Raw genomic sequence first — 14,994 nt, 5'->3', positions numbered from 1 at the left:
CTCATTCCGGGAGGCTGCCATGGATTTTTTACCACTGTTTTTCAATTTGAACGATCGCCAGGTGTTACTGGTGGGCGGTGGTGATATCGCCCTGCGCAAGGCTCGCCTGCTCAAACGCGCAGGTGTTGGCCTGACTGTGATTTCCCACGCCGTCGATGAGGAACTTCGGGCTCTGCTGACCGATGACCGAGACGAGATCATTTTGGGGGATTATCACAGCGACCTGCTGGAGGGGAAAACCCTGGTGGTCGCCGCCACCGACGACGCCGAGTTGCACCGTCAGGTTCACGCCGAGGCGGTAGCGCGAAATATCCCCATCAACGTGGTGGATACGCCCAAGCTATGCAGCTTCATATTTCCAGCCATCGTCGACCGCTCGCCCATTGTGATTGGCATTACCTCCGGCGGGCAGTCACCGGTGCTGGCGCGGCTATTAAGGGCTCGCCTGGAAACCCTGATCCCCAAGGGTTACAGCAGCCTGGGTGGTTTGGTCGGGCGCTTTCGCGATCGGGTTAAGGCGCGTTTCAATTCGCTGAATGACCGTCGTCAATTCTGGGAAAACGTGCTGGAAGGACAAATTGCCGAAAAGGTGTTTTCTGGTCGCCATGACGAAGCCGAATCCATGCTGGTGTCGGCCATCAACCGGGGCGACGCTGGCCATAAAACCGGCGAGGTGTATCTGGTCGGTGCTGGCCCGGGTGATCCGGAGCTGCTGACGTTTAAGGCGCTGCGTCTGATGCAGCAGGCTGACGTGGTGTTTTACGACAATCTGGTATCGCCAGGGGTGCTGGATTTGTGCCGGCGCGACGCCGACTTGATTTACGTCGGCAAGCGTCGAGATCATCACACGGTGCCGCAAGACGACATTAATGCTCTGCTGGTAAAACACGCCAAACTGGGGCGGCGGGTGGTGCGTCTTAAAGGCGGTGATCCGTTTATTTTCGGACGCGGCGGTGAAGAATTGGAAGAGCTAAAAGCTCACGGCATACCGTTTCAGGTGGTACCGGGCATAACCGCCGCCAGCGCCTGCTCGACCTACGCCGGCATTCCCCTGACTCACCGGGGCTATGCCCAGTCAGTCAAGTTTGTGACCGGCCAGTTAAAAAACCGACAACAAGCCCTCGATTACAAAGAACTGATACAGCCCAATCAAACGGTCGTGTTCTACATGGGGCTGCACACACTGCCGCAACTCAGTGCCGGCCTGATGGCCCACGGCCGGGCGCCGGATACACCGGTTGCCATTGTTTCCCGTGGTACCGCAGTCGATCAGAAAGTGCTGATTGGCACTTTGGCCAATATCGCCGCCAAACAGGAGCAGGCGCAACTGCCGGCGCCCGCGTTGATTATTGTGGGTAATGTAGTACGCCTGTACGACAAGCTGGCTTGGTTTGGTGAGACTGCGCCCAGTGACAATATTACCCACGCCTTGGGCATGGTGCGCAGCAAGGCCAGGTTCACTGAGGCGAACGTGGCCTGAGCCGCTGCTAGACCCGAAACGTCTCTACCAGTTGCTGCAACGACGCCGTTAGCCGTGACATTTCCTGGGACGAGTCCAATGTGCCCCGGGCGTTTTGCGCCGTCGCCAAGCCCAGTTCGCCAATGTGCGCCACGCTGGTATTAACGTCACGGGCGACCGCCGATTGTTCCTCTGCTGCCTGGGCGATCTGTTGACTCATATCGACAATGGTCGAAATGCCCGCAGCAATGCGGTTCAGCGCCTCGGTCACCAGCGCAGATTTCTGCACGGTCGCCTCCGTCACCTGATGGCTGTTTGTCATCGCGGTGACCGCCCCTTTAACGCCACTCTGCAGACGCGAAATCATCTTTTCGATTTCTTCGGTGGATTTGTGAGTACGCTGAGACAATGACCGCACCTCGTCGGCTACGACCGCAAAACCACGACCCTGATCGCCGGCCCGAGCCGCTTCGATGGCCGCATTCAGAGCCAGCAGGTTGGTTTGTTCCGCGATAGCCTTGATTTCCACCAGCACCTTGCTGATGTCGCTGCTATCAGAGCTGACCCTCTGAATCGCGTCTACAGCGCCGGAAATCTCAGTCGCCAACTGGTGAATCGTCGTCACTGAGTTGGCCACAGTCTGGCGTCCGGTCTTGGTATCTTTTTCGGCAGCTCCGGCGCTATCAGCTACCCGATGGGCGCTCTCGGTCACTTCATTGACCGCACCCGTCATTTGACTCATAGCCTCTTGAATCTGCTCACTTTCGTGCATCTGCCGATTCACCGCATCGCTGGTCGCTACCGCCGTAGCATTTACCCGGCTCGCCTGCTGATCTACCTCTGCGGTGGTGTTACCCACCGAGCGGATCAGGCTGGCAATACGGTCAGTCATGCTGTTAAATTCGCCAGTCAGTTCACCCAGTTCATCACGATTGCTAAGTTCGATGCGAGCGGTCATATCACCCGATGCCACTTGCCGCGCAGAATCGGCAAAACGGTTGATGGCGGTGCGTACTGATATGAAAAATCCAATGTACAGATACACCACTAGAATCAGCACGCACAGCAGCGAAACGATAATCAACGTGCGTTGAGTGGTTTCGAAGTGAAGACGGTCGCCCAGATTTTGCAACAAACCATTAAATGCCACAGCGCCGAGGCGCTGATGGTCCAGCAAATACCCGCTCACAGCACTGTCATAGGTTTCCCAGCTCATCTCAAGGTGCACTGGCGTCAATACGTTGGCGTCCACAAAAGCTTGGGTTTGCAGCAGGCTGGTGCTGACTTTCTGTACACCGGCAGCGTGGGCTGCCAGCAAAGGCGCCGCTTCCTGCGCCACCGTCAACGCGGGACTGAGCAAAGAGGCCTGATTAGTCAAGTGATCGTAAATCCGATTCAGCTGATCGCCCAGATCATAACTTAATTGCCCTTCCAGCAACGCGTAAATGCCATAGGATCGAGCCTGGCCGATCGCACTGCGCGCCTCGGGCAAAGAGTCGCCCAATAACTTCAACAACACCAGATTTTCCCGCGAATCGGTTTGCGCCAGGCCCGACAGTTCAACGGTAGCGGGTAACAGGGTTGACGCTTTCTGCACAAACTCTTGGTTATAGGTGAACTGGGCGTCAAACCGGTTATTAATTACCTGCGTGGTACGCAGAGTATTCCAGGCCTCGCGCAATTGGTTGGCTTGGGCGGCCCATACTCCACCGCGATCAAACTCGGGAGCGGCACTGTTCAAGCGAGCAATTGCGGCATCAACAGCCGCAGACGCTTGGTCTGCACGGGCATGCAGCTCCTTATCGTCGCTGAATGCCGCTACCGATTGATAATCGCGATAGTCAATGGCGCGGCGCAGGAGTTCATCGGCTTGCTCTAGCTGTGTTAAGCCAGCCTTGCTGTTGGTCGTAATTGCCAAGGAATGGTTAAGCTGAGTAATGACCAGCCAGGACAGCCCGGCAATGGGCAGCAAAAAGAGGAAGCTAATGAGGCTGAATTTAAAAATCATCGGTAGCCGATTCATCAGCGCAATGGCTGGAGCAATCAATTTTTTCACATGTTTCGCCGCTTTATTAAATTCTGCATTTTTATTATTCAACTTGAGTGTCGCCCAAAACCCTAAAAACCTTAGCTTTTTTTGTTAGGAAATGTAACAGTATGCCCCGCACTCGGCTAGGCCACGCCGGCGATCACCATCAATGCCAGTAGGCACAGCCATACCAGCATACTGCGGTTAAGCAGATCGCGGATGGCGTTCAAGCTACGTTCACCGTAGCTTTGCCAGTCTTGCGGATGCAATGAGGCAAATCGGCCTGGGTCCAGCGCGTAACCGGTCAAAGCGCCATCGGCAGTGGCCATCAGCAGCTTGGGCACTGGCAGTTGACAGTGCCCAAGGGCTTGGCGACGTTGCCGCAGCCAGCCGGCCAAGTCACCGGCCAGGCCAAAGGTCAGCGCTAGCAGCCGCGCCGGCAACCAACCGCCCCATTCGCGCCAACGCTCACACTGGCTACATTTGCCAGATTGCGGCCAGCTCTGCCCCAATGCAACCAAGCCGCTCGCCAACACCGCGGCAGAAATGCCGCCCACCGCGTACCAGAACAGCACCATGAAATAACGCCAGAATACTTGCGCCATTAACGCTTCAGAGAGTGCCATCTGCATGGTTTCAGGCGATAGCGCTGCACCGCGCTGATGCGCCGGCAGCAGATGCTGGATATAGCGCCAGGCTGCCTGCATGTCACCACGGCGCCATGCCCGGGCGTAATGTGCCAGAGGCTGACGCCAGCCTGGCATCCCCAGCAACAGCAGAAGCAATAACAATTCGAGTAACCAACCCACCAAGAGCCAGTGGTGGTGGTGCCAGTAACTCTGCGCCAGCCACACCACGGCGGTCGGAATAGCCACCGCCAATAACGGCGCCAAAGCACTCGTCCTTTCAGGAAAACTTTGCGGCAGGCGTTGCCCCAAGCCTTCAAACCAGCGGCGCCATAGCTGATGGCCATCAAGCTGATCGCGACTATCCAGCCGTCGCCGCAGCAGGTAAGCCAGCATAAATACAAGCAGAGTCATAAACTGTCCTTTGTCGGTTTTGCCAGGCTTTGATGCAGCTGCGACCAGTCAAACGCCGGCCCTGGATCGGTTTTTCGCCCCGGCGCAATGTCGCTGTGGCCGGTAATCTCATCAACGCCAATTTTTGGCCAGGCCGCCATAATTTGCTGGCAAACAGCGGACAACGCCTGGTATTGACCCTTGGTGTAAGGCACATCGTCACTGCCTTCAAGCTCAATCCCAATGGAAAAATCGTTGCACTCGTCCTGGCCGCAAAAACGGGAACGGCCAGCGTGCCAGGCACGGTCCAGCAGGCTGACAAACTGAATAAGCGTGCCATCACGGCGTATCAGCAGATGGGCTGAAACAGTCATTTTGGCGATGGCCTGAAAATACGGGTGGGCCTTGATGTCTAGCCGGTTGCAGAAGAAATCTTCAATTTCAGGGCCCCCGAACTGACCTGGCGGCAAGCTGATGCAGTGCACAACAATCAGGCTTACTTGGCTGGCCGCGGGCCGCGCACCAAAATTAGGAGATGGTCGCCAGAGGGCTGCATTTATTCTGCCGTTTGCGCGCAGTGTGGCTGCCGCCTCAGAGGCTTGGGTAAACACAGAGTGGGGGGTTTGAGGCAAGGCGAATCCTGATTCATCGAAGTGGAATAACTCCAATTGAATCACAAAGCGTCACCGTGTGCCACGGCACGCTGCAACCTTCAAAAGCGGCGACTGGTGCGTAGGTTGTCAATAATCGACTCCAGAGCCCGGTCAAAAATCAAACCATCGTCCAGTATTTCAATATGGCCTTGGGCCATCATTTCCGCCAACTCGTTGCGGCGGTATTCGGCGACTTTGGCGCCGCTGCGATTTACAAATATGTACTTATCTACCGCCCGGATAAACGCTGCCAGCTTACAGCGAATCTGAATGCCATCACGATTCAGTTCAAGCCAGCAACCAACTCGCAAACCTTCGGCTTTGGCCAGCCATTCCTCGGCAACAACCGGTTGAGTTTTTATGGGTTCTGCAGTATCCGTAACATCTGCAGTATCCGCAGTATCTTCGACATCTGAAGGTGCAACGTCCGCTCTGAAAACCGGCTCTTCTTGGCTCTCATCACTGCGAGCGTGACCATTATCGACGGCCTCACCGGGCGCAATCATCAGGCGCTGAAACACATCCAGGTGTGCCAGTTCCAGATCACGGATAACCGCTTCTACCGACAAACCATCCCAGGCCACGCCTTCCAGAGCCCCCCGCAACTGCTTAATAACCTGCGGTATGGTTTGCTGCAACAACTCACGGGTCGTTGCTGTCAGGGGTACTGGGTCGATGGTCCAGATCAGCTGCTTGGTTAGCGTCTTGGCTCGCTGCCATGCCCTGCTTTCTGTGCTTTCATGAAGTGCCAGCCAATGCAAGTAGTGGCTCCAGGGGCCATTTAGAATATCCTGCACCGGCTCGGGTAACAGCCGACCATCCATTGCCTTATGCAGCAGCTCTTTGGCGTCTGCGGTTGCCTGTTCATGGCGCGCACGGCCTTCTTCTGCATCCCGCAGGCGCTGCTCTACCAAGTCACGGCGGCGCTGGTCCAGATCCGTAAACCGGTTGAAATCGTCCAGTAACTCGTTAAACAGCGATACGTCTGTGGAAAAATCTTCCAGTATCCGGTTTACTAATGCGCGGATTTTGTCCAGTAAGGGGTCGCGCTGGCCGAGGCGCTTTTCAGTCCAGCCAGTGGCGGCCAGTGCCATTCCGTTCAGCAACTTGCGTGCGGGGTGACCCCCGCGGTTAAAAAAGTTCTTGTCTGTTAACGCTACTTTCAGCATCGGTATCTGCAGCCGCCCCAACAGGCTTTTCATCACCGAATGCAAATGGCGGTCGTCCAGAATAAACTCGAACAACATAGCCACCAGATTGATAACGTCGTTGTCCACCTGGCCGGGCCGCAGTGACTGGCCAGACGAATTCTGTAACACCGGTTGCAGCTGCTGGCTCAGAGGTACCAGCGGCGCACCGGGGTCCTTGCCAAATACTGCCTGAACCTGGCCCAACCGCGTCAGAAGGGCGTCGGTTTGCAGCCATTGCCCGCTACTGGCAGGAGCCTGACCGTCGCTGTAAGCAGGCTGACCCTGGCGCAGCAGCGCGCTTAGTTGCGAAAAAGTAGCTGCAGAGACCTCTGCCTGAGGCTGCCCCACACCGTACCCATCTGCCTCTCGATACGCTGCGGATGGCGGCGGCACAGGCGCGCCTTGGCGGCTGCGGGCCGGTTGCACCGGGCTGACAGCTTTGCTGTCAGGCAGTACGCCTTCTTTAATCAGGGTTTGATTGGCGCCGTGGTACACATCGCCAAGGCTAGTTACCAGCAGTTGGTCAAACAGTTTCAGCACGATCAGCCGTGCTTTTATGTCAACATCAAGATTTTTGCTGGCCTCGGCCAGTCCACCGCACAGCACTTCCGGGCACAAGGGCATCTGGTCATCTTCCAGAGCAACGCCGGGGAGCAGATGGCGCACGCGCAAGCCCAGGTGACGTAATGCTTCGCTGTATTGGTAACGCAGTTTTGTGACCATATTATCGATGGCCACCTGCTGCTCAAGTTCGGCGTGATCCAGCAGGCTAAGGGAACCCTCATCAACGCTGTCGAGGCCTGGATTGGTGTTCTGTGGGCGGGCCTTGCCAATATCATTGAAGGCCTGACTAACGTGCTGCAACACCGCTACCGTCATCGACTTACGACGCAGCCGAAGCTCACGCATGGCGTCAAAATAGCGTGTTTGCTCCTGATCGGTGCCGGCACGATCGGCGAGTTCGAACAGGGCATCGTCAGCGCGGTCAAAAAATTGATCCAGTACGGTACGGATACTCTGGGCAGACGCGTCCATTAACAGGATTAACGCAGTCGGCAAAAAAAAGCGGGACGTCGAACCTTGTCCGGTGATGTTGACAACTTTTTTGTCCTGCACTGTATTTACCTCCTGTTCACCCCGAGCCACCTGCTCCCTGGCAGACCTAAAACCACTACCAGACCTTATCATAAAGCCTTCTTGCGTCAGTATGTGTCAGGATTTGTCATGTTTTGTAGACTCTTGAGCTGGATCACACCCGGTAACATGTGCGCGGCGGTTGGCGAACGCCGGCGGGCGCGATAAACTCCGCTTCTGCCTATTTGTGCCGCGTGCACCTAACTTCTCTGCCGTTACGGACACCACACTATGATCAGTGCCGAACTTCTGCGCCAGTCCAGAATTGAAACGGTTGCCCACAGTCTGCGCGAAGACATTGGCGACGGTGACATTACTGCACAACTTATCGCCGTCGACACCCGCGCCAGCGGCCGCGTGATTACCCGCGAACACGCCGTTATTGCCGGCCGCGAATGGGTAGCCGAAGTATTTCGCCAGGTTGACCGCGAGGTTATTCTGGATTGGCAGGTGGAAGACGGCCAGCATGTCGAACCCGGCCAACTGCTGTTCCGCATGAACGGTCTGGCCCGCAGCCTGCTAAGCGCCGAGCGTGCGGCTTTAAACTGGCTTCAAACCCTGTCTGCGGTCGCCACCCAAGCCGCTCGTTACGCGGCGCTGATCAGCCACACCCGCACGCAGTTGCTGGATACCCGAAAAACTCTGCCCGGCTTGCGCCTGGCGCAAAAATACGCGATCACCTGTGGCGGTTGCCGTAATCACCGTTTGGGATTGTGGGACGCTTTTCTGATCAAAGAAAACCACATTGCGGCCTGCGGCTCTATTGCCGCCGCTGTTCATGCAGCGCGGAAACTGGCGCCGGGTAAACCGGTAGAAGTGGAAACCGAAAATCTGAACGAACTGCAGCAGGCGCTGGATGCCGGTGCCGACATAATAATGCTTGACGAGTTTTCCCTGGCGGATATGCGCACAGCAGTGGCGCAAACTGCGGGCAAAGCACGCCTTGAGGCCTCTGGCGGTATTGACGACAGCACACTGGTGGCCATCGCCGAAACCGGTGTGGACTTTATATCTTTGGGTACGCTGACAAAAAACCTGCGGGCCGTAGATCTGTCCATGCGCCTCGACGCCTAAGCGGCTATGACATTTCGTGAACTGGCAACAACGCTCAGCCGGGCTTTGCGCCCAGCAGTTCGTCCAGGGCGGCCAGTTCACGGATCAACGCCTGGCCAGGATCCGAGCCGCTCCGATAGTGCTCTTCTGCCATCGGCGCCACGCCGCTGACCGTGGGTAACGGCTGATCGTCTTCAACCAGCTGTTTCAGACGCGGCAAAAGCACAAACTGCAGCCACTGTTCAAAGCTCATGGTATCCAGGCAGAACGGTTCGCAGCTCAGGTACTTTCCCGCCGCCAGAGGCTCGTTTTGCCAACAATTCATCTGGCGCAGCTTAATTTCAATGGCCAGCAGGCGGTCGGCAACTTGGTGGGCATGGCCTAGGGTGTCGAGTGCGGGGTTCATTCTTGCGCCGTCAGCGCCGCGTCGGCAGCCAGTGGTTCGCCGTGAAGCAGCCGGTAAAGATCTTCAAACTGCTGGGTCAGCGGGTGTCGCGGTGCCATATGAATCAGCGGCTGATGACACTGGTGTGACTCTTTCATTTTCACCGAGCTGGACAAGCGTACCGACAGCACCGGCAAACCTTCCTGCTCCAATTCAGCCAACAGTTTGACCGGCAGGCTAGCGCGGGCCTGGAACTGATTGGCAACAATACCTTCAATGCTCAGCTCCGGGTTGTGGTCCTCCTGCAGCTCCTGAATTTCGTGAATGATGCCGTACAGCGCTTGGCGCGCGAAGTCATCGCAATCAAACGGAATGAGGCAACGCTGGGCGCCAATCAACGCCGAACGAGTGTAAAAATTCAGGGCCGGCGCGGTATCGATGTAAATGTCGTCGAAATGTTGATCCAGCTTTTTCAGGGCTTCACGCAGTTTGTAGATTTTGTGTTTGGCTTCAAGCTTGCGTTCAAGAAATTCCAACTCCGGACTTGAAGGCAACACCCACAGGTTCTCAAAAGGCGTTGCGTGCACAAACGACTCTTCCGGGCGCCGGTTGAACACCGTGAATGCCAAGGTCTGCTCCAACAAGTCAGCCGCGTTATTGTCAAGCTCCGCGGCAGGCCGACCCATCAGGTAATGGGTTGAATTACCCTGGGGGTCCAGATCAACCACTAAAGTGCGCTTGCCGCGAGCTGCACTGATTGCGGCCAGGTTGCAGGTAATACTGGACTTGCCGACACCGCCTTTCTGATTGAATACCACCCGTCTCATCGCTTGTCTCCTTACTTGTGTGTTGGCGTTCGCTCATAGCGGCCGCCGTTACCAGTTCATTACGGTTTTCACAAACGGAATGGTCAGCCGGCGCTGAGCCTGCAACGAATTTTCGTCCAGCGAGTCCAGAATGGCCAGCAAGTCACCCAGGCGCCGCGGAGCGCGGCGCAGAATAAATCCGGCAACGTCGTCAGCCATCACCAGGCCCCGCTGCTCTGCGCGGGCCATCAGAATGCGCTTGCGATCTGAATCCCGGTAAATGCCCAGCTGCAGAGTCAGGCCGTGGCTGAGACGGGAAGACAAGTCGGGCAAAATAAACGGTAAAGACGCGGGCACGTCTGACAAGCTCACAACCAGCTGGTGGCCGGCATCCAGCATACGGTTGTAAAGATGAAAAACCGCCTCTTCCCAGCCGTTCTGACCAGCGACGCTGTCAAGATCATCTAGGCACACCAGGTTAAATTGCTCCAGCCCAGTCAGCGCATCTGGTCCGAACGGCCCCAGCTCGGTAATGCTTATGCAAACTGCTGACAACGACTGGCTCTCAGCGTAGTGGCACAAGGCCTGTAACAGGTGGCTTTTGCCCGTATCGGAATCGCCACACAGCACCACCACTGGCACCGTTACCGGAGGCTGACACGCCTGCTGCAAACGCTCGGCCACGGCCGCGTTGCGCTCGCCGTGGAAGTTGTCGAAGCGGGCATCATCACGTAATTTTACACCCAGAATCAGCTGTGAATTTGTCACGACAACCTGGCCCTCCATGCCCGTAAGCTCCAAGCGAGCAGATAGTGCGCACCGCTAAGCACTGTGAATACAGCAACCAGCCAGACCAGCGCCGAGTTTATCCATGGCGGCGCCATGGTGATAACCTGCAACAGCATTGCCAGCAGCACTGCAAAAATCTGAATCGCGGTGTTGAATTTGCCCATCAGGCTCGGAGCCATTTCGAATCTGCCGATTCCGTAGTGAAATATCAGCGCGCCACAAACAATTAACAGATCGCGCCCCAGCACCAGCAAAAACAGCCACAAAGGAAACACTCCACCCAATGCCAGCATTAAATAGGCGGTAATGAGCAAAGCTTTGTCCGCTAGCGGATCGACAATGGCGCCAAAGCGGGAGCGCCAGTCAAAGCGGCGGGCCAGATACCCGTCCACGCCGTCAGTCACTGCTGCCAATGTAAAAATAATCAATGCCGTGGAATAGCTGCCTGCGTGCAACTCAATAGCGAAGGGAGCAATCAACGCAACACGCAGAAAGGTCAGGGCGTTCGGAATCCAGCGCCAATGATGCAAGCTCAAAGCGCCCTCCTCACATCGATCTTAACGCACCACCGCCGGGACCGGCGAAGGCTGCCAGCGATAGATCAGAACCGGATACAGCGCCTGCAAAGCCTGTTCCTCAGACGGTCCAACCGCTGCTGGCTGCGACACTAAGCGGGAATCCAGCATAATGTACTCACGCAGCTGGTCCAACTCACCAGAAAATGTCAGGCGGAGGGTTAGCTCACTGCCTTTCACTTCAACCGGTGCAGCGCTGTCAACAGCATTAATCTGCGCCAGGGCTCGGGTTACTTCGGCGTAGTCAGCCAGTCCGGTTACGCCCTGCAGCACTAAATCCACCGTGGGTTGCTTGCCCGCCTCGCCTCCGCTTGCCCCGTAACGGCTAACATAAAGTTCGGTCCAGCGATCGACTAGAGCCTGCGCCAGGGCCGCCGGCGAGTCAGCGCTCACCACTTGCTCCCCAGGGCTATCAGCGCTGAAGCCGTCCATCACCCAGCCTGCGCGCCACTGATCACCGCTGCGACTAACCCGCACCAGCGCCATCACATCACGACCAATATCATTGGAAGTGCTGCGTACACGGCTAACAAACTGGCCCCAGATATCCGACAGCAACTCGCGATTACCTGCCGCCCCCGCCACCGGTAAAACCAGCGGCAAGCCGCGTACCCGCGATGCGTTTTCAAGACCGGAGCGGAACTCCGCGCTGGCACCATCAAGAGGGCCGGTATCGGTAATCAATGCCCTTTCACCCTGCTCTTCAAGCGCAACCCAGGCCAATGTCAGTGGCCGGTTGGCGCCCCACACCGGCGCCTGAATTGAGGCTAGTGCCTGGGTAACCGCTACCGCGCCAAAGCTCATCTGCACCCGGCTTTCAGCGCCTGCACTTAGAACCTGGTACGACGTCAGCATGGACTCGGCTGTACCAAGCACCGCATCAATACCTTCGCGTTCCAATACTCCACGGCTGCCGGCAACGCGCACCAGCACCTCGCGCAGCCCTGCGCTGTAAGACGCCGATAACGCCTCTTGTCCAGAGCCTTGCAGGGCCACGTTGGCAGAGTAAAGATTGTTCACGGTTACCGCCTGAGCCTGAGCCGCCAGCAGCAACATTGCCGCCAGCGCCCAGCGCACAGCGGATTGCCTGACACGGGCCAGAGCGTTAACGACGCGGTTGCAGAAAAACTCTGACAACGCTTTGAATTCGATTGATCTTTGAACGTTAGACACGGAGCTTTTTTGAAATTCAGGCATGTAAAAACCCGGCTATTGCATGGATATCAAACAGGATACACCAAGCCCCCTGGCCTGAGTAGCGCTGCGCCGCACCAGCCTTGAGGCGGAATCGTGGCAATTACGGTTGGTACCCTTCACTGCACCTGCTAAAATCCGCGCCTTGACCCACTGGCCAACGGTTTACACCTCCATGAGCGAACACAAGCCCTCTTTGACTTACCGCGACGCAGGCGTTGATATTGACGCCGGCAATGAACTCGTCAACCGCATTAAAGCGACAGCGGCACGCACCCGTCGCCCGGAAGTGCTGGGCGGCCTGGGTGGGTTTGGTGCCATGGTTGCCATTCCTGCTGGCTATAAAGAGCCGGTTCTGGTGTCCGGCACCGACGGCGTAGGCACAAAATTGCGCCTGGCCATGCAGTTACAAAAACACGACACCATCGGCATCGACCTGGTCGCTATGTGCGTGAACGACCTGATTGTGGGTGGCGCCGAGCCCCTGTTCTTCCTGGACTATTACGCCACCGGCAAACTGAACGTAGAAGTCGCTGCCAGCGTGGTTGAAGGCATTGGCGAAGGCTGCGAGCTGGCCGGCTGCGCGCTGGTGGGTGGCGAAACCGCTGAGATGCCGGGCATGTACGAAGGTGACGACTACGACCTTGCCGGATTTTGTGTTGGCATAACCGAGCGCGCTGACATTATTGACGGCAGCCGCGTGCGCCCGGGTGATGCCCTGCTGGCGATTGGCTCTTCCGGCCCGCATTCCAACGGTTATTCGCTGATCCGCAAAATTCTGGAAGTCAGCAACGCCGATCTGAACCAGCCAATGGGCGATACCACCCTGGCCGAGGCCCTGATGGCCCCGACACGCATCTATGTCAAAAATCTGCTGAAGCTGATTCGCGATATTGACGTACGCGCTCTGTCACACATTACCGGCGGTGGCCTCCCCGAGAACATACCCCGCGTGCTACCCAAAGGCACCGTAGCCACAATTGATACCGCCAGCTGGCAGCTACCGCCGGTGTTCCAATGGCTGAAAGACGCCGGCGGCGTGGCCACTGAGGAAATGTACCGCACGTTTAACTGCGGCATTGGCATGGTGCTCTGCGTCCCGCAGGACCAACTGTCGCTGACACTGGACACACTCAATGCCATGGGCGAAAAGGCATGGCATCTTGGTACGATTGAAGCCGCCTCGGACCGCCAGGCCGACAGCGTTGTAAGCTATCAGCCAGGGCTGCTGGCGAAATGAAAGCGAATCCGTCACCGCGCCCGAAGATTCTGATACTGGTATCGGGCCAGGGCAGCAACCTGCAGGCGCTGATCGAGTCCAGTCGCGAGCGTGACTACCCGGCTGACATAGTGGCGGTTGGCAGTAATCAGGCCAAGGCGCCAGCGTTGGCGAGAGCGGCCCATGCCAACATTCCCACCTTTGTGATTGAGCACGGCCACTACGGCAGTCGCGATGAATTCGACGGTGCTCTCATGCAGGAAATCCGCCGCCACAACCCGGATCTGATTGTGCTGGCCGGTTTTATGCGCATTCTGACGGAGGGTTTTGTGCGCGCCTTCCGCGGCCAGCTGCTGAACATTCACCCCTCGCTGCTGCCAAAATACACCGGCCTGAAGACCCACCAGCGCGCCCTGGATGCCGGTGACAAAATGCACGGCGCGTCTGTGCACTTTGTCACTGAAGAACTGGATGGCGGGCCGATTATTGCCCAGGCCCAGATCCCAGTGGGCCCGGACGATAACGCTGAAACCCTGGCGCTGAAGGTGCAGACTCAGGAGCATGTGCTTTATCCTATTGTGGTTCGTTGGTGCTGTGAAGGCCGCGTGCAACTGGGGGCTGAACGGGTTTTGTTTGATGGCCAGGCGCTGCCCGGGCCTTTGGTATTGCCCGCAAACTAATCGCCCGAACGCTGTACCTGAGGAGGCTGTCATGCAGAAAAAATCCCTGGCTGAATCCGCTTTTACGGGTTTATCCCTGCTGCTCAATTTGGCCTTGTCGGTGTGCCTGATTGTCTTTGTCGCGCCTGCGCTGGCTGACGTGGATGGCGAATCTTCAGGGGCCCCCAGGCTAACGCCTTTCGAGGCTTCTTTTTCCGCGTCTATCGAGCAGGGTATTACCTTGAGCGGCAGCGCAAAACGCATTCTGAGTGATCAGAATAACGGCGTTTGGCTTTATCGCACCTCGGTAAAATCGTTTGTAGCCGATATTGAAGAATCGGTGGTTCTAAAGTGGCAGGACGGTCAGGTCATTCCTTTGCGCTACCGCTATAAGCTCTCAGGTTTGCTGATTCGCGACCGTGAAGAATCCATCGACTTTGACTGGAAGCAAAATCTTGCGACCGGCCGCTATAAGGATAAAGCATTCGAAGTCGTCCTTAGCCCCGGCCTGCTGGACCCACTGGGCTATCAGTTGCAGTTGCACCAAGACATCAAGGCCGGAAAACGGGAAATGGAGTACCGCTACGTACGCCACGGCCGGCTGGACAAGGAAAAGTTTGCAGTTATTAACGAGGGGCCGATCGAAACACCTCAAGGCGAGATGAACGCTCTGACGGTGGAAAAACTGAGGGGCGAAGGCGCCAAGCGGGAGACACTGATGTGGTTCGCCCCGAAATTCGACCACATGTTGGTGCAATTGCTGCAAACCGAGCCTGATGGCAGCCGCTACGAGCTCAACCTGAAAAGCATAAAACAGCTCTAATATGGGC

The 14,994-nt window shown here is 56.9% G+C and carries 14 protein-coding genes; 5 read left to right on the top strand and 9 right to left on the bottom strand.

Annotated features, from left to right (window positions below):
- Nucleotides 1-19: 19 nt before the first annotated feature.
- The gene (gene cysG, locus ATG98_RS15465) at nt 20-1,480 is read left to right on the top strand and encodes a siroheme synthase CysG (protein ID WP_098423767.1); all 1,461 of its coding nucleotides are present in this window, start codon (nt 20-22) and stop codon (nt 1,478-1,480) included.
- 7 nt (nt 1,481-1,487) lie between these two features.
- Here the strand turns inward: cysG and ATG98_RS15460 are convergent, their stop codons facing one another.
- The 4 genes from ATG98_RS15460 to ATG98_RS15445 form a co-directional block, all read right to left on the bottom strand.
- Nucleotides 1,488-3,515: a methyl-accepting chemotaxis protein gene (locus tag ATG98_RS15460; RefSeq protein WP_098424471.1), complete on the bottom strand. Its 2,028-nt coding sequence runs from the start codon at nt 3,513-3,515 to the stop codon at nt 1,488-1,490.
- A 116-nt stretch (nt 3,516-3,631) separates the two neighbouring features.
- Nucleotides 3,632-4,528 (bottom strand): regulatory signaling modulator protein AmpE, encoded by an 897-nt coding sequence (ampE, locus tag ATG98_RS15455; RefSeq protein WP_098423766.1) that lies wholly within the window; start codon nt 4,526-4,528, stop codon nt 3,632-3,634.
- Nucleotides 4,525-5,139: a 1,6-anhydro-N-acetylmuramyl-L-alanine amidase AmpD gene (gene ampD, locus ATG98_RS15450; RefSeq protein ID WP_228706164.1), complete on the bottom strand. Its 615-nt coding sequence runs from the start codon at nt 5,137-5,139 to the stop codon at nt 4,525-4,527. The genes ampE and ampD overlap by 4 nt, the downstream gene beginning before the upstream one ends.
- Before the next feature lie 80 nt (nt 5,140-5,219).
- Nucleotides 5,220-7,466, bottom strand: coding sequence for a DUF1631 domain-containing protein (locus ATG98_RS15445; protein ID WP_228706163.1), 2,247 nt, complete (start codon nt 7,464-7,466; stop codon nt 5,220-5,222).
- Between the two features lie 249 nt (nt 7,467-7,715).
- On the opposite strand from ATG98_RS15445, the gene nadC reads away from it, so the two are divergent.
- Nucleotides 7,716-8,558, top strand: coding sequence for a carboxylating nicotinate-nucleotide diphosphorylase (nadC, locus tag ATG98_RS15440; RefSeq protein WP_098418017.1), 843 nt, complete (start codon nt 7,716-7,718; stop codon nt 8,556-8,558).
- 34 nt (nt 8,559-8,592) lie between these two features.
- Here the strand turns inward: nadC and ATG98_RS15435 are convergent, their stop codons facing one another.
- From ATG98_RS15435 to ATG98_RS15415, 5 genes are read right to left on the bottom strand one after another with little or no spacing between them, the layout of a single operon-like run.
- On the bottom strand, nt 8,593-8,943 hold the full coding sequence (locus ATG98_RS15435) for a YqcC family protein (RefSeq protein WP_098418016.1): 351 nt from the start codon (nt 8,941-8,943) through the stop codon (nt 8,593-8,595).
- On the bottom strand, nt 8,940-9,749 hold the full coding sequence (locus ATG98_RS15430) for a ParA family protein (protein ID WP_098418015.1): 810 nt from the start codon (nt 9,747-9,749) through the stop codon (nt 8,940-8,942). The genes ATG98_RS15435 and ATG98_RS15430 overlap by 4 nt, the downstream gene beginning before the upstream one ends.
- Nucleotides 9,750-9,797: 48 nt before the next feature.
- Complete coding sequence (hda, locus tag ATG98_RS15425) at nt 9,798-10,514, bottom strand: DnaA regulatory inactivator Hda (protein WP_098418014.1); 717 nt, start codon at nt 10,512-10,514, stop codon at nt 9,798-9,800.
- Nucleotides 10,493-11,053: a CDP-alcohol phosphatidyltransferase family protein gene (locus ATG98_RS15420; protein WP_098418013.1), complete on the bottom strand. Its 561-nt coding sequence runs from the start codon at nt 11,051-11,053 to the stop codon at nt 10,493-10,495. The genes hda and ATG98_RS15420 overlap by 22 nt, the downstream gene beginning before the upstream one ends.
- 21 nt (nt 11,054-11,074) lie before the next feature.
- Nucleotides 11,075-12,289: a DUF2066 domain-containing protein gene (locus ATG98_RS15415; RefSeq protein WP_228706162.1), complete on the bottom strand. Its 1,215-nt coding sequence runs from the start codon at nt 12,287-12,289 to the stop codon at nt 11,075-11,077.
- 172 nt (nt 12,290-12,461) lie between these two features.
- Here ATG98_RS15415 and purM point away from each other — a divergent pair, with 172 nt between their 5' ends.
- Genes purM through ATG98_RS15400 form a run of 3 tightly spaced genes read left to right on the top strand, consistent with a single transcriptional unit; the run spans nt 12,462 to nt 14,987 of the window.
- A complete protein-coding gene (purM, locus tag ATG98_RS15410) occupies nt 12,462-13,526 on the top strand; it encodes a phosphoribosylformylglycinamidine cyclo-ligase (RefSeq protein WP_098423762.1) in 1,065 nt (354 codons plus the stop codon).
- A complete protein-coding gene (gene purN / locus ATG98_RS15405) occupies nt 13,523-14,185 on the top strand; it encodes a phosphoribosylglycinamide formyltransferase (protein ID WP_098418011.1) in 663 nt (220 codons plus the stop codon). Before purM ends, purN begins: the two co-directional genes overlap by 4 nt.
- Nucleotides 14,186-14,216: 31 nt before the next feature.
- A complete protein-coding gene (locus ATG98_RS15400; RefSeq protein WP_098418010.1) occupies nt 14,217-14,987 on the top strand; it encodes a DUF3108 domain-containing protein in 771 nt (256 codons plus the stop codon).
- The last annotated feature ends 7 nt before the right edge of the window (nt 14,988-14,994 follow it).

Origin of the sequence: Marinobacter sp. LV10R520-4, assembly GCF_002563815.1 — a bacterium.
In the GTDB taxonomy this organism is placed as follows: Bacteria; Pseudomonadota; Gammaproteobacteria; order Pseudomonadales; family Oleiphilaceae; genus Marinobacter.
The sequence above is the reverse complement of the archived record's forward strand: the minus strand, read 5'-3'. Positions and strand labels throughout refer to the sequence as shown.